16 protein-coding genes are annotated in these 16,657 nt (G+C 61.7%); all 16 read left to right on the forward strand.

All coding sequences use genetic code 11. The annotated features are described in order from the left end of the window. Positions 1–33: 33 nt before the first annotated feature. The 16 genes from MON38_RS03035 to acpS all read left to right on the forward strand — a co-directional run bounded on the left by MON38_RS03035 (position 34) and on the right by acpS (position 16,656). A complete protein-coding gene (locus tag MON38_RS03035; protein WP_241934654.1) occupies positions 34–678 on the forward strand; it encodes a hypothetical protein in 645 nt (214 codons plus the stop codon). Next, entirely contained in the window at positions 644–1,117 is a 474-nt protein-coding gene (locus MON38_RS03040) for an acyl-CoA thioesterase (RefSeq protein ID WP_241934655.1), read from the forward strand. The genes MON38_RS03035 and MON38_RS03040 overlap by 35 nt, the downstream gene beginning before the upstream one ends. Continuing rightward, entirely contained in the window at positions 1,117–2,262 is a 1,146-nt protein-coding gene (locus MON38_RS03045; RefSeq protein WP_241934656.1) for a beta-ketoacyl synthase N-terminal-like domain-containing protein, read from the forward strand. Before MON38_RS03040 ends, MON38_RS03045 begins: the two co-directional genes overlap by 1 nt. Positions 2,263–2,477: 215 nt before the next feature. Further along, positions 2,478–2,939, forward strand: coding sequence for a beta-ketoacyl-[acyl-carrier-protein] synthase family protein (locus tag MON38_RS03050; RefSeq protein WP_241934657.1), 462 nt, complete (start codon positions 2,478–2,480; stop codon positions 2,937–2,939). Positions 2,940–2,946: 7 nt separating this feature from the next. Then, complete coding sequence (locus MON38_RS03055; protein WP_241934658.1) at positions 2,947–3,201, forward strand: phosphopantetheine-binding protein; 255 nt, start codon at positions 2,947–2,949, stop codon at positions 3,199–3,201. Between the two features lie 3 nt (positions 3,202–3,204). Beyond that, a complete protein-coding gene (locus tag MON38_RS03060) occupies positions 3,205–4,398 on the forward strand; it encodes a beta-ketoacyl-[acyl-carrier-protein] synthase family protein (protein WP_241934659.1) in 1,194 nt (397 codons plus the stop codon). Positions 4,399–4,401: 3 nt separating this feature from the next. After that, complete coding sequence (locus MON38_RS03065; protein WP_241934660.1) at positions 4,402–5,439, forward strand: beta-ketoacyl synthase chain length factor; 1,038 nt, start codon at positions 4,402–4,404, stop codon at positions 5,437–5,439. After that, the gene (locus MON38_RS03070; RefSeq protein WP_241934661.1) at positions 5,433–6,203 is read left to right on the forward strand and encodes a polysaccharide deacetylase family protein; all 771 of its coding nucleotides are present in this window, start codon (positions 5,433–5,435) and stop codon (positions 6,201–6,203) included. The genes MON38_RS03065 and MON38_RS03070 overlap by 7 nt, the downstream gene beginning before the upstream one ends. Then, positions 6,196–6,831: a flexirubin biosynthesis/transport protein LolA2 gene (gene lolA2 / locus MON38_RS03075; RefSeq protein ID WP_241934662.1), complete on the forward strand. Its 636-nt coding sequence runs from the start codon at positions 6,196–6,198 to the stop codon at positions 6,829–6,831. Before MON38_RS03070 ends, lolA2 begins: the two co-directional genes overlap by 8 nt. Continuing rightward, entirely contained in the window at positions 6,809–7,429 is a 621-nt protein-coding gene (gene lolB2, locus MON38_RS03080) for a flexirubin biosynthesis protein LolB2 (protein ID WP_241934663.1), read from the forward strand. The genes lolA2 and lolB2 overlap by 23 nt, the downstream gene beginning before the upstream one ends. A 116-nt stretch (positions 7,430–7,545) precedes the next feature. Further along, positions 7,546–7,980 (forward strand): ApeI family dehydratase, encoded by a 435-nt coding sequence (locus MON38_RS03085; protein ID WP_241934664.1) that lies wholly within the window; start codon positions 7,546–7,548, stop codon positions 7,978–7,980. Continuing rightward, positions 7,925–9,139, forward strand: coding sequence for a DUF2062 domain-containing protein (locus tag MON38_RS03090; RefSeq protein WP_241934665.1), 1,215 nt, complete (start codon positions 7,925–7,927; stop codon positions 9,137–9,139). Before MON38_RS03085 ends, MON38_RS03090 begins: the two co-directional genes overlap by 56 nt. Continuing rightward, positions 9,132–12,977 (forward strand): trifunctional MMPL family transporter/lysophospholipid acyltransferase/class I SAM-dependent methyltransferase, encoded by a 3,846-nt coding sequence (locus tag MON38_RS03095; RefSeq protein WP_241934666.1) that lies wholly within the window; start codon positions 9,132–9,134, stop codon positions 12,975–12,977. The genes MON38_RS03090 and MON38_RS03095 overlap by 8 nt, the downstream gene beginning before the upstream one ends. Beyond that, a complete protein-coding gene (locus MON38_RS03100; RefSeq protein WP_241934667.1) occupies positions 12,978–14,507 on the forward strand; it encodes a phytoene desaturase family protein in 1,530 nt (509 codons plus the stop codon). Beyond that, positions 14,491–16,155, forward strand: a complete 1,665-nt coding sequence (locus tag MON38_RS03105; protein WP_241934668.1) for a C45 family autoproteolytic acyltransferase/hydrolase — start codon at positions 14,491–14,493, stop codon at positions 16,153–16,155. The genes MON38_RS03100 and MON38_RS03105 overlap by 17 nt, the downstream gene beginning before the upstream one ends. A 126-nt stretch (positions 16,156–16,281) precedes the next feature. After that, positions 16,282–16,656, forward strand: coding sequence for a holo-ACP synthase (acpS, locus tag MON38_RS03110; RefSeq protein ID WP_241934669.1), 375 nt, complete (start codon positions 16,282–16,284; stop codon positions 16,654–16,656). Position 16,657 lies beyond the last annotated feature (1 nt).

Genomic DNA, 16,657 nt, shown 5'->3' on the forward strand with positions numbered 1-16,657 from the left:
CCATTTTTATCCTTTCCATTTTCCCTTTTCCGTATGCTCAAGACTACTCTGCTGGCAGCGTTGCTTTCCTTTTCGGCCCTTGGCGCGCAAGCCCAGACGTTTGGCGAATTCCTGAACAAGCCCGAACTGCCGCTCACCTTCATGGGCGTCGACTTCTCGGCCACCCGCTACTACGGCGACCCGCTGACCGTGAACCCGGGTGAGATGAAAGGTTTATTCACGAAGATTGACGAGCTGCTGGTGAAGGAAGCCAGCAAGTACGACCTGCAGAAGGCCCTGCGCCGCTCCGGCCCGGTAGACTACGCCATAAACATTGCCGAGTCGGTAAACGCCAAGATTGATACGGCCACCATCATTGTGCCCGCCAAAACGGGCTTGCGCCCCGGCTTCACGCCGGAAATGGTGGCGGAATTGGTGCAGCGCTACGACTACCCGACGGGCCGTACCGGTGTCGGGCTGGTTTTTGTGGTCGAAACCCTCGACAAAAGGAACGAATCAGAAGTATTTTGGGCTGCGTTTGTGGACCTGGCCACCAAGAAAATGCTCTTCACGCAGCGCATCAGCAGCGGGGGCGCGGGCGTGGGCTTCCGCAATCACTGGGCGCACCCACTCAACGCCGGTATTACGGCAATTAAGCAGCATTATGGCGACTGGAAGAAGAAGTACGCCAGCAAATAACCCGGCCGCTACCCTCACGACGCGCACCGAGGTTAAAGTCCGGTTCAACGAGGTGGACTCACTGGGCATTGCCTGGCACGGCCACTACGTGCGCTATTTCGAGGACGGCCGCGAGGCATTTGGGGCCGAGCACGGCCTGGGCTACCTCGACGTGTACGGGAATGGCCTCGTTACACCCATCGTGCAGCTGACCTGCGACTACAAACGCCCGCTCACCTACGGCGACTCCATTCTGATTGAAACGACTTACGTCGACAATCCGGCGGCGCGCATTCATTTCGACTACAAAATATATCAGCTGGCGCGGCACGAGTTGGTGGCCTCCGGCAGCACCACGCAGGTGTTTCTCGACCGGCACTCGCGCGAATTGCTGCTGAGTATGCCGGCTTTTTTCGAGGACTGGAAGCAACGCATGCTGCCAGCAGTAACTCCGGCATAATGGCTTACATCGCGGCGCACAACATCATTTCGCCGCTCGGCGACACTTCGGCCGCGACGTTCGCGGCGGTGCTGGCGGGCCGCTCAGCTGTGGCTGAATACCCGCCGGTGTTTGCCGGTGGCGAGCCGGTGTGGGCCTCGAAACTGTCTGCCGACTGGCAGCCGCCTACCCAGCTGGGCCCGCTCAGTGAATACACGCGCTTCGAGCAGCTGCTCATTGCTTCGATTGCCGAAGCCACGGCCCAAACCGAAGTCGACCTGACATCGCCGCGCACGGTGCTGGTACTGGCCACTACGAAGGGTAATATTGGCCTGCTCGATGATGAACCGCAGCTTACTGATGATTTGTTCGAGCAGTTGCAGCTAACGCACTCGTCGCGGGTGGTGGCTGCGTATTTCGGCAGCCCGGCCGCACCGATGGTGGTGTCGAATGCCTGCATTTCGGGCGTGGCGGCGCTGCTGGTGGCGCAGCGGCTGCTGGCCAGCGGGCAATACGACGCGGCCGTGGTAGCCGGGGCTGATACCGTGAGCCGCTTCGTGCTGTCGGGCTTTCAGGCGTTTCAGGCGCTGAGCGCGGGGCCGTGCCGGCCGTTTTCGGAAGACCGTGACGGCATCAACCTGGGCGAAGCAGCGGCTACAATGGTGCTCACGGCGACCACGCCGGCCGCCATGGTTGGCCCGGTGGTGCGGCTGGCGGGTGGGGCCATTTCCAACGATGCCAACCACATTTCCGGTCCCTCTCGCACCGGACAGGAGCTGGCCAACGCCATTGGCGAAGCGCTGGCCGGGGCCGCGCTACCAGCTGATTCGGTCGATTTTATCGCGGGCCACGGCACGGCCACGCCCTTCAACGATGCGATGGAAGCTAAGGCCTTTGCGCTGGCGGGCGTGGCCGGCCGGCCGGTTAGTAGCGTGAAGGGCGCGCTGGGCCACACGCTGGGCGCGGCCGGGCTGGTCGAGTCGGTGCTGAGCGTGCTGGCGCTGCAGCACGGGCAACTACTGCCCACAGCGGGCTACTCGCAGCCCATGCAGCCGCAGCCGCTGGCCGTTTCGGCGGTTGCCGCCGCTGCCAATTCGCGCGTGGCCCTGAAAACTGCCAGCGGCTTCGGTGGTTGCAACGGGGCGCTGGTTTTCGTGCGCGAATAGCCCGCGATTTTGCCCGACCTTTGCCCCGCGCTACCGCCGCTCCTCCCCTGTTCCTGATGCTTTCCGCCCCGAGAATTCTACGTACCTGCTCGATTGCCGACCACGCGGTGCGCGTGAACGGGCAGCGCGTGCTGGCGGGACCGACGGGGTCATTTCCAGAATTTGCGGAAACCGCTTATCGGAATTTGGGAATTGAATATCCCAAGTTTCATAAGATGGATAACTTGGCGAAGCTGGGTTTTCTGGCGGCTGAATTCCTGCTAACTGACACCGACCTGCTGGCTGGCACCGCGCCCGAGCGGCGCGGCATTGTGGCAGCTAACGCCACTTCGAGCCTCGATGCCGACCTGCGCTATCAAGCGCAGGTGGTGCAGCAGCGGCCCAGCCCGGCGCTGTTCGTGTACACGCTGCCCAACATCGCGCTGGGCGAAATCTGCATCCGCCACGGCATCAAGGGCGAAAACATGCTGTTTGTGGCGGCGAACTACGAGGCCGCGCCGCAGGTTTCTTATTTGGATAGCCTGCTCGCCGCCGGCACCCTGACCACCGCGCTGGGGGGGTGGCTTGACTTCTCAACTCGGGGCTACCGGGCGTTTCTTTACGCCGTGGGAGCCAGTACCGACCCTGCCCTGCCCGCGTTTTCTCCGGACAACGTGCAGCAGCTTTTTTCTACGTAAGCCCGCAATGGACGCACTGAAACAACAATTGAAGGAGCTGCTCGTCGAGCATCTCAACCTGAAAGACGTGAAGCCCGAGGCCATCGCCGACGACCAGCCCATCTTCGGCGAAGGCCTGGGACTGGACTCGATTGACGCGCTCGAAATCATCGTGATGCTGCAACAGCACTTCGGCATCCGCCTCACCAAGGCCGACAACGGCCCGCAGGTGCTGGCCACGGTGAATTCAATGGCCGACTACATCACCACGCACCGCAAGTAGACCATGGGCGTAGCGGTAACGGGCGTGGGCATTATTTGTGCGCTGGGCACGAATCAGGACGAGGTAATGGCTTCGTTCCGGGCGCACGCGTCCGGCATCGGGCCAGCGCAACACCTGCCCACGCGCCACCGCGACGACTACGTGTTTGGCGAAGTGCCGCTGAGCAACGCCGCCCTGGCGGCCCAGCAGGGCCTGCCCGCCCGCCTCAGCCGCACCATTCTGCTCAGCCACCACGCGGCCCGCGAGGCGTATGCCTCGGTGCCCGCCACGCTGCGCGAGGAGCAGCGCGTGGGCTTTATCTCAGCCACCAGCGTGGGCGGGATGGATAAAACGGAGTCGTTTTTCAAAGACTACGTGCAGGCTTCGACGGCCGGCGACCTGCGGCAGGTTATCAACCACGACTGCGGGAAATCGACGGATTTCGTGGCCGAGAAGCTGGGCATTCACGACTTCGTGACGACCATCAGCACGGCCTGCTCGTCGTCGGCCAACGCCATTATGCTGGGCGCCCGGATGATTGAAAGCGGCCAGCTCGACATTGTGGTAGCCGGCGGGGCCGACCCACTTACCCGCTTCACTTTCAACGGCTTTAATACGTTAATGATTGTGGACCGACAGCAGAGCCGCCCCCTCGACGCCAGCCGCGAGGGCCTGAACCTGGGCGAGGGCGCCGCCTACGTGGTGCTGATGCGCGCCGACCTGGCCGCCGCCAGCGGAGCCAACGTTTTCTGCCAGCTCAGCGGCTTCGGCAACACCAACGACGCCCACCACCAGACGGCCCTTTCCGACGACGGCGAAGGCCCCTTCCTGGCCATGACGCAGGCTTTGGCTGCCGCCAATCTGCAACCGGCCGACATCGGCTACGTGAACCTGCACGGCACCGGCACCGAAAACAACGACCTGGCCGAGGGCGCGGCCATTCGCCGGATTTTTGGGGAGGCGGTGCCCAAGCTTAGCTCCACCAAGTCGTTTACGGGGCACACGCTGGCGGCCAGCGGGGCCATTGAGGCGGTGTTTTCGGCCCTGGCGGTGCGCGACGGGCTGATGTTTCCCAACTTTTCGTTTGCCACGCCGGTTGAGGGGCCGGCGCTGCGGCCGGTGCAGCAGTTCCACGTCGATACCAGCGTGCGGCACGTGCTGTCGAACTCGTTCGGTTTCGGCGGCAACTGCTCCTCGCTTCTCTTCTCCCGGGCTTAACGAATGGCGCTTTTTATTCACGGAATTGGCTCGGTTGACCCCGCTCCCGCCCTCGGCCACGCGCCCGAGCCGGCGGAGGCGCGCGCCGGCAACCGCCTGCACGCCATCGAACCCAATTACCTGGATTTCATCGATGCGCGGGCCAGCCGGCGCATGAGCCGCATCGTGAAAATGGGCATCGCGGCGGCGGTGCAGGCCGTTCGGGGGTCCGGCGGCGGCCCGGTTGATGGCGTGGTGGCCGGCACTGGTTGGGGCTGCCTCGAAGACACCGTGGCCTTCCTGCAAAAACTGGTAGTGAATGGCGAGGATATGCTCAGCCCCACGTCGTTTATCTACTCCACGCACAACACTATTGCGGCGCAGGTGGCCTACCATCTCAAGTGCCGGGGCTACAACAACACGTTTTCGCACCGCAACATTTCCTTCGAAAGCGCCCTGATTGATGCCCAGCTGCTGGCTCACGAGCAGCCGGCCCAGCGCCTGCTGGTGGGCGGCATTGATGAGCTGACAGATACCAGCTTCACGGTGCTTTCGCGCCTGAAAACGTTCAAGTCGCAGCAGCCCGGCGGGCCGCTCGATGAGCTGTACGACCAGGGCACGCCGGGAACCTGGGCCGGCGAAGGGGCCACGTTTTTTCTGGTATCGGGCGAGGCCGGCCCCACGGCCCGTGCGCAGCTGCTGGCGGTGCGCACCGTGTCGTTTGGCACACCCGAAAAGGCGGCGGCCGTGGCCCGGCAACTGCTAACCGCAAATCAATTAACCTGGGTCGACCTTTTGATAACCGGCGAAAACGGCGACCAAGAAAACGACGCGGCCATCCAGCGCTTCGCAACTGATTTCGGCCACTCGGGACCGGTGCACAAGTTCAAGCACCTGTGCGGCGAGTACCCCACGGCCAGCGCCTTTGCCCTGCGCCTGGGCGCAGAGTTGTTGGCCGGCACCGAAAGCACGCCGCGCCCGGCCGATATCCCGCGCACTATCCTCATCTACAACCGCTTTCAGCAGCAGCACCAGTCGCTCATGCTGCTGCAGGCATGCTGACGTATCGCCGGGCGCTGCTGATGCTGGCGGCGGGCGTTGCGTTGGTGCTGGCGCTGTGGTGGTGGGCCGATGCGTCGCTGGCTTGGCTGGCCGTACCGGTGGCGGCCTACGTGGCGGCCGCGGCTTATGGCTCGTCGCGCATCAGCTCATCGTTTTTTGTGGAAACCATGTGGCGCGGGCCCACCGACCATCCTCACATTGCTCTCACATTTGACGACGGGCCGGTACCCGGCACCGCTCAGGTTCTGGAGATTCTGGCGCGGCACGCGGCCCCGGCCACGTTTTTCTGCATTGGCCAGCGGGCGCGCCAGCAGCCGGAAATGCTGCGGCAAATTGATGCAGCCGGGCACCTCATCGGCAACCACACCTTCACGCACAGCTATTTCATCGACCTGTTTTCGCCGCGCCGGCTGCGGGCCGAAATTGCCGAAACCGACGCGGCCATTGCGGCGGCTACCGGGCGGCGGCCGCGCCTGTTCCGGCCGCCCTACGGCGTGACGACGCCCAACTTTGGACGCGCAATTCGTGCCAGCGGGCACCAGTGCATTGGCTGGAGCGTGCGCTCGCTCGATACCGTAGCGAAGGATGAAGCGCAGCTGTTGAATAAGGTAACGGCGGCATTAGCGCCGGGTGCTGTTTTTTTGTTCCACGATACCTCGGCCGCGACGGCTGCCGTATTGGATGAATTCTTGCGGCGGGCCCGGGAACGAGGCTTCCGCGTGGTGCCCCTCGACCAGTTACTCGGCGTTACTCCTTATGCATAAGCTTCTTTTCCTGCTGCTGGCGCTGCTGCCAGCCTTTACCGCGCTGGCGCAGCCCAAGGGCTACAAACCGGTGAGCGACGACAGCTACTTCCGCAAAAACTACGCGAAGGCGGCCGGGAGCACGCAATCCATCAAAAGCAGCTTCCATCAGGAGAAAAACCTGAGCATGCTGTCGGAAAAAATCACCTCCGAAGGCCTGTTCTACTTTAAGAAGAATAACAAGGTGCGGATGGAATACACCCAGCCCTACAAATACCTGCTGGTTATCAACGGCGACAAAATCCTGATTCAGGACCAGCAGAAGCGTAAGGTGTACTCGGCCGGCGACAACAAGCTGTTCAAGGTCATCAACCAGGTGGTGGTGGACTGCGTGCAGGGCCGCGCGCTGGACAGCAAGGATTTCCAGACCAAAATTTACGAGAGCGACAAAAGCTACTGCCTCGACCTCGTGCCCCAGGCCAAGGAAATGCGCAAGCTATTTGCCACCATCCGCATTTTCATCGGCAAAGACGACTTTTCCATTGACCAGCTCGACATGAAGGAAAGCATGGGCGACAACACCGTAATTACGTTCGTGCACAAGCAGTTGAATACTCCGATTGGCGATGAGGTATTCAGCATTAGGTAGCGCCGCGCTGCTGCTGTGTCTGGGCTGCGCCCGCCTGAGCTACCCCGGCCGCACGGCCGTGGCCGGCGACGCGAGCGCGCTGCGGGCCTTACAGCCGAAGTTTACGACCACGCTCTACCGCACTCAGATTGACGTGGTGGGCAAGCACCTGAGCGGCCTGCTGTTCTTCAAGAAGCAGCCCGATGAGTCGTTTCGGGTGGTGTTCACGAATGAGATGGGGCTGAACTTTTTCGACTTCCGCTTCGCCGACCATCAGTTCACGGTGGAGCATTGCATCGACCAACTCAACAAAAAAGCCGTCATCAACCAGCTGCACAAAGACATCGGCTTTGTGCTGATGACGGATTTAGATTACGCACAGGGCAAGGTTTTCGTGCAGGACCAGCAGCGGTTCTACACCTTCGCCAGCAGCAAGGAAACGACAACTTACGTGACCGACGCGGCTACCCGAGAGATTTCACGCATTGAAAATGCCTCGGCTCGCAAGGAAAAGGTGCTCGTGACGTTGAAGGGCCGCACCGGCGGCATGCCCGATTCGGTGTTCATCGACCACAAGCTGTTCCCATTTACCATCGCGCTGAAGCAGATTGCGCGGTAGAGACGTAATATTTTGCGTCTCGTCATTGAACGGCTCAGTTGAACGATTCCCGAACGGCGTGTCCGGTGAGCCGCAAAATATTGCGGCTCTACACCGTTTAACGATGAGATGCAAAAATGCGTCTCTACCCCAACATGCTCCAGAACTCCTTCTACACCCTCGAAACCGTCCCCGAAACCACGGCCACCCACATGCAGGCCACTATTCGCCTGAACCCGGACCACGCCATTTTCGCGGGGCATTTTCCGGGGCAGCCGGTGGTGCCGGGCGTGTGCATGCTGCAAATCATCAAGGAGTTGCTGGAAAGCGCCATCGGGCAGCGCTTGCAACTCACCCAAGCGGGCAACGTGAAGTTTCTCACGGTACTCACGCCGCAGGCGCACGCGGTAGTGGACGTGCGGCTTAACTTTGAGAGTTCGGAAAGTGGCATTCTGTTGTCGGAGGCCACGATTTCAGCTGATACCACCCGATTCATCCGGTTGCAGCAGGCCCACTATGCACCACGTAACCACAGCCTTACCCCTGCTTCAGGAGCGCTGCGACCGGCTTAAGCTGTGCGTCATCATCCCGACGTATAACAACGCCGGCACGCTGGCCCGGGTGGTGCGCGAGGTGCAGCAATTCACGAGCAACATCATTGTGGTAAACGACGGCTCGACCGACACCACGGCCGAAATCCTGCAAGGTTTTCCGGAGGTGAAACTGGTGAGCTACCCGCAGAACGTGGGCAAAGGCTGGGCGCTGCGCCAGGGCTTTAAGGCCGCAACCGAAGCGGGCTACGACTACGCCATTACCATCGACTCGGATGGGCAGCACTTCGCCACCGATTTGCCCACGTTTATTGATAAGCTGGAGGCCGAAGGGCCGGCCCTGCTGATTGGGGCCCGCAACATGGCTCAGGACGGCATTCCGGGTAAAAGCAGCTTCGGGCACAAGTTTTCGAACTTCTGGTTCTGGTTTGAAACCGGACTGCGCGCCCCCGATACGCAGAGCGGCTACCGACTCTATCCGCTGGCGCAGCTGCGCGGCATGCGGTTTTTCACACCCAAGTACGAGTTTGAGATTGAGGTGCTGGTGCGGGCCGCCTGGGCGGGCGTGCCCATCGGCTCGGTGCCAATTGCGGTGTACTACGCGCCGGGCAAGGAGCGGATTACGCACTTCCGGCCCTTCCACGATTTCTCGCGCATCAGCGTGCTGAACACGGTATTGGTCATTATTACGTTGCTGTATGTCAAGCCCAAGCGGTTTATCAGCAGCCTGTTTCGGCGCGAAACCTATACCTGGTTGTTCGGCCAGATTTTCAACAATGAAGAGTCGGCCAGCCACAAAGCGTTGTCGGTAGCGTTTGGCGTGTTCATGGGCATCGCGCCGATTTGGGGGTTTCAGCTGCTGGTAGCCATCCCGGTAGCCATTGCGCTGCGGCTGAACCGCTACCTCGTGGTGCTGGCCGCCAACGTCAGCCTGCCACCGATGATACCGTTTATCTTGTATCTGAGCTACTTGATTGGCGGACTGATGGTGACGCGGCCGCTGCGGCTGGCTTCGGCCGATGGCCTCACGCTGGCCTCCATTCATCAGAACTTCGTGCAGTATTTCATTGGAGCCTGGCTGTTGGCGGCCGGCGCGGCGCTGCTGGCGGGCACGGCTACCTACGTGGGGCAGTTGTGCTACCACCGCGGCAAACAACGACCAGTAGCGGCTCATGGATAATTTTTTCCTGCTGATTTATCGGTTTTTCCGGGCGCGCCGGGCGCTGTTTTTCGCGGTATTTGGCGCGACACTGCTGGTGTTGGGCGGCCTCGCCTCGCGCATTCGGCTGGAGGAAAACGTGATGCAGATGCTGCCCCATGAGAAGCGGATGGACGACTTCAGCCACTTCATGGCCAGCTCGAAGTTCACCGACCGCGTGGTGCTTTTCATCTCTGACATCGACACAACGCATACGCCGCAGCCCGCCGCCCACGCCGCCTTCGCCGACGAGTTGGCCACCGGCATCAACCAGCAGCTGAAGCCCTGGGTCGAAACCTTCCGCTACACGTCGAACGACAGCCTGATTTTCGACGTGTTCGGCACAATTCACTACAACCTGCCGCTGTTTCTGGAAGCCGGCGACTACGCGCGAATCGACTCGGCCACCGCGCCGGCCGCCGTGGCCCGCACCGTCGATGCCAACTACCGCACCCTGATTGGGCCGGCCGGCGTGGCCCTGCGCCCCTTCATCGCCGCCGACCCACTGGGCTTCGGCTACGTGGTGCTCAACAAGCTCAAGGACTTCAAGCCCGATGAGAACGTGGAGCTCTACAACGACCATTTCTTCTCGCGCGACCGGCGGCATGTGTTCCTGTTCATAGACCCGAAATACCCGTCGGGTAATACCGCGAAGAATATCGAATTTTTCGCCAAGCTTGATGAACTCATCCAGGCAAAAGCGGGCGGGCGCTACCGGGTGCACTACTTCGGCGCGCCCGCCGTGGCCGCCGCCAACGCCACCCAGATTCGGGCCGACACCCACCTGACGCTGCTGATTTCGCTGGCCCTGCTGCTGGGCGTGATTCTGCTGTTTTTCCGGCGGCTGTCGGCGGCCGGTCTCATGCTGGTGCCGGTGGTGATGGGCGGGTTGTTTGCGCTGGCCGTCATTGCCACCTTCAAGGGCTCGATTTCGGTGATTGCCGTGGCGGCGGGCTCGGTGGTGCTGGGCATTGCCGTGAACTACTCGCTGCACTACCTCACCCACCACCGCTTCCACCCCCACGCCGAAACGGTGATTAAGGAGCTGGCCTTCCCGCTCACCATTGGCAGCCTCACCACTATTGCGGGCTTTCTGTGTCTGCAGTTCGTAAATGTGCCCGTGCTGCAGGATTTGGGCACCTTTGCCGGCCTTAGCCTAGTGGGCGCGGCCGTTGCCACGCTGGTTTTCCTGCCCCACCTGCTGCCCGACGACGCGGCCGGCGTGGCCGCCCTGGCCGTGGCCCCGCCCAACCGCCTGAAGGCGCTGGTGGCCCGCTTCCACGCGCACCCGGCCTGGCTAGTGGTGCTGCTGGTGCTCACGCCGGTGCTGCTGTACTTCTCGTTCGGCGTCGGCTTCGAAAACGACATGAGCCAGGTGAATTTCATGACGCCCGAGTTGCGGCAGTCGGAAGCGCTGCTCAACCGCATTTCGTCGCTATCGAAGAAAACCGTGTTTCTGGTGAGCAGCGCGCCTACCCTCGACCAGGCCCTAGCCCGCAACGAAACGGTGCTGCCCGCCGTGGCCAAACTGCAGCGCCAGGGCCAAGTGCTGCACTTCTCGGGCGTGTCGGTGCTGCTGGCGTCGCGAGCCGAGCAGCAGCGCCGCCTCGCCCGCTGGCGCGCCTACTGGACGCCCGAGCGCCAAGCCACGGTGCTGGGCCGGTTGGTGGCGGCAGGCGCGAAGCACAAGTTTTCGCCCACGGCGTTTGAGCCGTTCCGCGAACTGGTGGGCAAGACTTACGAGCCGCTTTCGGCCGAAGCCGAGGGCACCTTGCGCAATGCTTTCCTGAACAACCTGATTGAGGAAAAGCCCGGCCAGGCCACCGTGTTGAGCCTGCTCACGACCACGCCCGGCCATACGGCCAACCTGTATAAGCAGTTAGGCGGCTTTCCCGGCGTGGCCATCTTCGACCGCCAGTACCTCACCGACACGCTGGTGAAAATCGTGAACCAGGAGTTCACCTTCATTGCATTCTGGACTTCGCTACTGGTGTTCGTGGCGCTGCTGCTCTCCTACGGGCGCATCGAGCTGGCCCTCATCGCATTCATTCCCATGATGGTGGCCTGGATTTGGATTTTGGGCCTGATGGCGCTGCTGGGCCTCAAGTTCAACATTATCAACATCATCCTCTCCACGCTGGTGTTTGCGCTGGGCGACGACTACTGCATCTTCACCATGGACGGCATGCAGCACCAGTACGCCACCGGCGAGCGCGAGGCCGGCACCACCAGCCTCTCCATCCTGCTCTCGGCCGTGACCACGGTAATCGGGCTGGGCACGCTGTTTTTTGCCCACCACCCGGCCCTGCGCTCCATGGCCTTCGTGTCGATTATTGGCATTCTGAGCGTGTGGCTGGTGTCGCAGACCTTGCAGCCGCACCTGTTCGCCTGGGCCATCAGCCGGCCGGCGGCGCGCGGGCAGGGGCCCTACACGCTGTGGGGCCTGGCCAAGTCGACGTTTGCGTTTGCCTACTTCGTGTTCGGCGCGCTGCTGCTCAATATTTCGGGCCTGCTGCTGAAGTTGCTGCCGCTGCCCAAGGCCCGCAAGAAGCTATTCTACCATTGGCTATTGAGCCAGTTCACGGGCTCGCTCATCAAGGTGATGAGCAATGTGCGCAAGATTTTCATCAACGAAACTGGTGAGAATTTCGCCCGGCCGGCCGTGGTCATCGCCAACCACCAGTCTTTCCTCGACATCCTGCTGCTGGTGATGCAGACGCCCAAGCTGGTGCTGCTTACCAACAACTGGGTGTGGAATTCGCCGTTTTTCGGGGCGGTGGTGCGCATGGCCGGCTACTACCCGGCCGCCCAGGGCGCCGAGGAAATAATGCCCAGCCTGCGAGCGCAGGTGGCCGCGGGCTACTCCATCGTCATCTTCCCCGAAGGCACCCGCTCGGCCGATGGCACCATCGGACGCTTCCACAAGGGCGCATTTTACCTGGCCGAACAGTTGGGCCTGGATATTCTGCCCGTCCTCATCCACGGCAGCGGCGAAACCATGCGCAAAAACCGCTTTTACCTGAACGACGGGCAGATGACGCTGAAATTCCTCCCGCGCATCAGCGCCGATGATGCGTCGTTTGGCGAAGGCTACGCGGCGCGCACCAAGGGCATCAGCCGCTACGTTCGGGCCGAATACCAGCGGCTGGCAGCCGAAGCCGAAAGCCCGGGTTATTACCACAACCGCCTCATTGGCAACTACCTCTACAAAGGCCCGGTGCTGGAGTGGTACGCCAAGGTGAAGGTGCGGATGGAAAACAGCTACCGCGTATTCGATGAACTGCTGCCGCGCCAGGGTCGCATTCTGGACGTGGGCTGCGGCTACGGATTCATGGCCAACATGCTGGCCCTCACGTCCAAAGGCCGCACCGTGCGTGGTATTGATTTCGACGAAGAGAAAACCGCCGTGGCCGAGCACGGCTACGTGAACGGCCCCAACGTGGCCTTTGCCCCGGGCGATGCCCTTACGGCCGAGTTCGGGCCACAGGAAGCTATTATCCTCAGCGACGTGCTGCACTACCTGCAACCGGCGGGGCAGGTGGCGCTGCTGCAAAAGTGCGCCGCGAGCCTTACCGAAAACGGCGTGCTCGTCGTTCGCGACGGCTTTACGGAGCTGGCGGCACGGCACCGGGGCACCGAATTGACTGAATGGTTTTCGACCCGGTTTTGTAAGTTCAACAAAACGGCGGAGGGCGGTCTGTCCTTCCTTTCGCAGGACGTGATTACTGACTTCGCGGCCCGTAATGGCTTCGAGGTGCGCATGCTCGACCAGACGCGCTATACGTCCAACCTGATATTTATCTGTACCAAACGCGGCTAGATGGAGAGCACGACAAAAACCGTCGTAATTGTGGGCAGCGGCCTAGGCGGGCTCATCTGCGGGGCCATCCTGAGCATGGAGGGCTACGCGGTGACGGTGCTGGAGCGCAACAAACAGTTCGGCGGCAACCTGCAGTCGTTTGCCCGCGACAAGCACCTCTTCGATTCGGGCGTGCACTACATCGGCGGGCTGGAGCCGGGCCAGAACATGCACCGCATTTTCAAGTACCTGGGCATCATCGACAAGCTCAAGTTGGAGAAGCTGGACGAGGCGGCGTTCGATAAAATCGTGCTGGCCGACGATGCCCGCGAGTTCAACTACGCCCAGGGCTACGACCGATTCATCAACACGCTGGCAGCCGAATTTCCCGAGGAACGGCCAGCTATTGAAGCTTACTGCGCCGAAATTCAGCGAATCTGCGACGCTTTTCCGCTCTACCGCTTGCAGCCCGCCACGCCCGGCCCTCCTGCTGACGCTGGGGCATTGTCGCGCGACACCCAAGCCTTTATCGCCTCGCTGACCGATAATGTAAAGCTGCAGAATGTGCTGGCCGGCAACAACCCGCTCTACGCCGGCATGCGCGACAAAACGCCGCTCTACGTGCACGCGCTGGTGCTCAACAGCTACATCGAAAGCGCTTACCGCATCGTGGACGGCGGCGGGCAGATTGCCAAGTTCCTGGCCAGCATCATCCGTCGCCACGGCGGCCAGCTGCTCAACCGCGTCGACGTGACGCGCTTCGTGGTGGCCGATGGCGCCGTACGCCACGTGGCCTGCGCCGACGGCCGCGAGTTCGCCGCCGACCTGTTCATCTCGAACGTGCACCCGGCCCAGACCTATGAAATGACCGATACCGAACTGATTCGGCCGGTTTTCCGCCGCCGCGTACTCAGCCTCGAAAATTCGCTGTCGGCCTTCGTCATCAACGCCACGCTCAAGCCCGGCACCTTCCCCTACCGCCGCAGCAACTACTACTGCTACCTGAACGACGACGTGTGGACCAGCATGGACTACACCGAAGCCACCTGGCCCCTCTCCTACTCGCTCTTCTACTCGGGCACTTCGCGCAACAAGGAGTTCGCCGAGGGCATTTCCATCTTGGCCTACATGAAGTTCGAGGAAGTAGCCGAGTGGCAGGACACCCTGAACACGGCCCGCACGCCTACCGAGCGCGGCAATGGCTACGAGGAATTCAAGCAGCGCAAGGCCGAGGCCCTGCTCGAAAAAGTGTACCTACGTTTCCCCGAGTTGCGCGATGCCATCAAGTCCTATTACACGGCCACGCCGCTCACTTTCCGCGACTACATGGGCACGGCCGACGGCGCCATCTATGGCATCGCCAAGGACTATACCGACCCGCTGCGCACCTTCATCTCGCACCGCACCAAGCTGCCCAACCTGCTCCTCACGGGCCAGAATGTGAACATGCACGGCGTGTTGGGTGTGGCCATCAGTGCCCTGGTGACGTGCTCCGAGCTGGTGGGCCTTCCGTATCTTTTGCAGAAAATCGACGATGCGCAGAATTCTTAAATGGCTGGCCATGGGCACCCTGACGGTGCTGACGCTGCTGGTGGGCACCGGCCTCTACTTGTATTCGGTGGCCGCGCACCGCCACCCGGAAGTGCCGCCCACGGCCCTGCTGAACGTGGAGCGCCACCAGATTGGCCCGCAGGCCTACGTACTAGGCCACAACTGGCTGCGCAAAAGCCGCAGCGGCTGGTGGGAAATGCACCTCGAAGGCCAGCCCTTCGAGCGCGGCCTCGTGAACGGCAAGCTCTGTCGCGACCTCTGCGAATACCAGGAACAGGCCTTCTACGACCAGATTTGCCAGTTGGTGCCCTCGCATTTCTATCGCCAGTTTCTCAAGTACCTCATTGCCTTTTTCAACCGCAACCTCGAAAACAGCCTGACCGAAGAGCAGCGCCTCGAAATTTACGGCGTGGCCCAGACGGCCTACCCCAAATTCGACGAAATCGGGCCGGCCTACCCGCGCCTGATGAACTACCACGCGGCCCACGACATCGGCCACGCCCTGCAAAACCTGGCGCTGGTGGGATGCTCGTCGTTTGCCACCTGGGGCGACAAATCGGCCGACGGCGAACTGCTGATTGGCCGCAACTTCGATTTCTACGTCGGCGACAAATTCGCTGATAACAAAGTAGTTGATTTTGTGACGCCCACTCAGGGACACCGCTTTGTGACGGTGAGCTGGTGCGGCATTTCGGGCGTGGTGTCGGGCATGAACATGGAAGGGCTGACCATCACGCTGAACGCTGCCAAATCGGAGTTACCCACAGGCTCGGCTACCCCCATTTCGCTGCTGGCCCGCGAGATTCTGCAGTACGCCGGTAACATCGATGAAGCCGTGGCCATTGCCAAAAAGCGCCACACCTTCGTGGCCGAGTCGCTGCTCATCGGTTCGGCCGCTGATAACAAGGCCGTTGTCATCGAGAAAACGCCCGATTCGGTGGCCGTGTACGACCCCAACAACCGCGCCCTCATCTGCACCAACCACTACCAGAGCGCCGGCCTCGGCAACACGCCGCTCAACCAGCAGCAGATGCGCGAAAGCGCCTCGGTGTATCGCGAGCAGCGCATCGCCGAGCTGATGACCAAGGCCGGCCCGCTCACGCCGGTGAAGGCCGCCGCCATTCTGCGCGACCAGGGCGGCCTCGGCGGCCGCAACATCGGCAACGGCAACGAGAAGGCTGTGAACCAGCTCATCTGCCACCATTCGGTGATTTTCCAGCCTGCCAAGCGCATCATCTGGTTGGCGGCTGCGCCTTGGCAACTGGGCAAATACGTGGCCTACGACCTCAACAAAGTTTTCGCCATGAAGGACCTGCAAACCGACCACGAGTTGGTCGAAGTCGACTCGATTCCGGCCGCGCCCTTCCTGCATTCGGCCGGCTACGTCGATTTCGTGGCCTTCCGCGCCCTGGCCGTCCGCGTCAAAAACCACGACGCTAATGCTGACCCGCTGGAGCTTATTCGCCTCAACCCCGAGTATTACCATGCCTACGTGCTGGCCGGCGACGCGCTGTTTTATGACAAGAGATTTGGCGAGGCACAGCGCGTTTATCAAATGGGCCTGAGCAAGGAAATTGCCTCCAAAGGCGAGGAAACGCACATTCGCCAGCAGCTGGCCAAGTGCGCTGAGAAGCTGAAAGGGGCTTAACCGTCATGCCGAGCGCAGCGAAGCATCTCGCGTGCAATAGTGACTTAACTATTTCAACGTCATTAATTAGTGGTAGCACGCGAGATGCTTCGCTGCGCTCGGCATGACGTTCTTTTTGCTTTATTTATGATACTCGGCCTCGGCAACGACCTCGTCGAACCGGCCCGCCTGGCGGCCCGTCTGGCGCGCAGTCCTGCGCTCCGCGCCAAGCTGTTTGCGCCGGCCGAAATCGCCTACTGCGAGCGCATGGCCGAGCCCGCCCAGCATTACGCCGGCCGCTTCGCCGCCAAAGAGGCCCTGCTGAAGGCGTTGGGTCTGGGTCTGGCCGCCAGCTTCGACCTGCACGAAGCCGCCGTGACGCACGACGAGCACGGCGCGCCGCGCTTCGAGTTGACTGGCGAGCTGGCCCGACTGGTGCAGGCCCGGGGCGTAACGCGGCTGCACCTCAGCATTACCCACATTTATTCGGCGGCCTCGGCCGTCGTTATTCTCGAAGCCTGAT

This window comes from Hymenobacter cyanobacteriorum (assembly GCF_022631375.1).
Lineage (GTDB): Bacteria > Bacteroidota > Bacteroidia > Cytophagales > Hymenobacteraceae > Hymenobacter > Hymenobacter cyanobacteriorum.

What these genes read in the sequence shown, in the direction of transcription:
- lolB2 (WP_241934663.1), top strand. Translation starts at nt 6,809, where the DNA reads ATGAGGTATTCAGCATTAGGTAGCGCCGCGCTGCTGCTGTGTCTGGGC.
- MON38_RS03035 (WP_241934654.1), top strand. Translation starts at nt 34, where the DNA reads ATGCTCAAGACTACTCTGCTGGCAGCGTTGCTTTCCTTTTCGGCCCTT.
- MON38_RS03065 (WP_241934660.1), top strand. Translation starts at nt 4,402, where the DNA reads ATGGCGCTTTTTATTCACGGAATTGGCTCGGTTGACCCCGCTCCCGCC.
- MON38_RS03060 (WP_241934659.1), top strand. Translation starts at nt 3,205, where the DNA reads ATGGGCGTAGCGGTAACGGGCGTGGGCATTATTTGTGCGCTGGGCACG.
- MON38_RS03070 (WP_241934661.1), top strand. Translation starts at nt 5,433, where the DNA reads ATGCTGACGTATCGCCGGGCGCTGCTGATGCTGGCGGCGGGCGTTGCG.
- MON38_RS03050 (WP_241934657.1), top strand. Translation starts at nt 2,478, where the DNA reads ATGGATAACTTGGCGAAGCTGGGTTTTCTGGCGGCTGAATTCCTGCTA.
- MON38_RS03105 (WP_241934668.1), top strand. Translation starts at nt 14,491, where the DNA reads ATGCGCAGAATTCTTAAATGGCTGGCCATGGGCACCCTGACGGTGCTG.
- lolA2 (WP_241934662.1), top strand. Translation starts at nt 6,196, where the DNA reads ATGCATAAGCTTCTTTTCCTGCTGCTGGCGCTGCTGCCAGCCTTTACC.
- MON38_RS03055 (WP_241934658.1), top strand. Translation starts at nt 2,947, where the DNA reads ATGGACGCACTGAAACAACAATTGAAGGAGCTGCTCGTCGAGCATCTC.
- acpS (WP_241934669.1), top strand. Translation starts at nt 16,282, where the DNA reads ATGATACTCGGCCTCGGCAACGACCTCGTCGAACCGGCCCGCCTGGCG.
- MON38_RS03090 (WP_241934665.1), top strand. Translation starts at nt 7,925, where the DNA reads ATGCACCACGTAACCACAGCCTTACCCCTGCTTCAGGAGCGCTGCGAC.
- MON38_RS03095 (WP_241934666.1), top strand. Translation starts at nt 9,132, where the DNA reads ATGGATAATTTTTTCCTGCTGATTTATCGGTTTTTCCGGGCGCGCCGG.
- MON38_RS03040 (WP_241934655.1), top strand. Translation starts at nt 644, where the DNA reads ATGGCGACTGGAAGAAGAAGTACGCCAGCAAATAACCCGGCCGCTACC.
- MON38_RS03045 (WP_241934656.1), top strand. Translation starts at nt 1,117, where the DNA reads ATGGCTTACATCGCGGCGCACAACATCATTTCGCCGCTCGGCGACACT.
- MON38_RS03085 (WP_241934664.1), top strand. Translation starts at nt 7,546, where the DNA reads ATGCGTCTCTACCCCAACATGCTCCAGAACTCCTTCTACACCCTCGAA.
- MON38_RS03100 (WP_241934667.1), top strand. Translation starts at nt 12,978, where the DNA reads ATGGAGAGCACGACAAAAACCGTCGTAATTGTGGGCAGCGGCCTAGGC.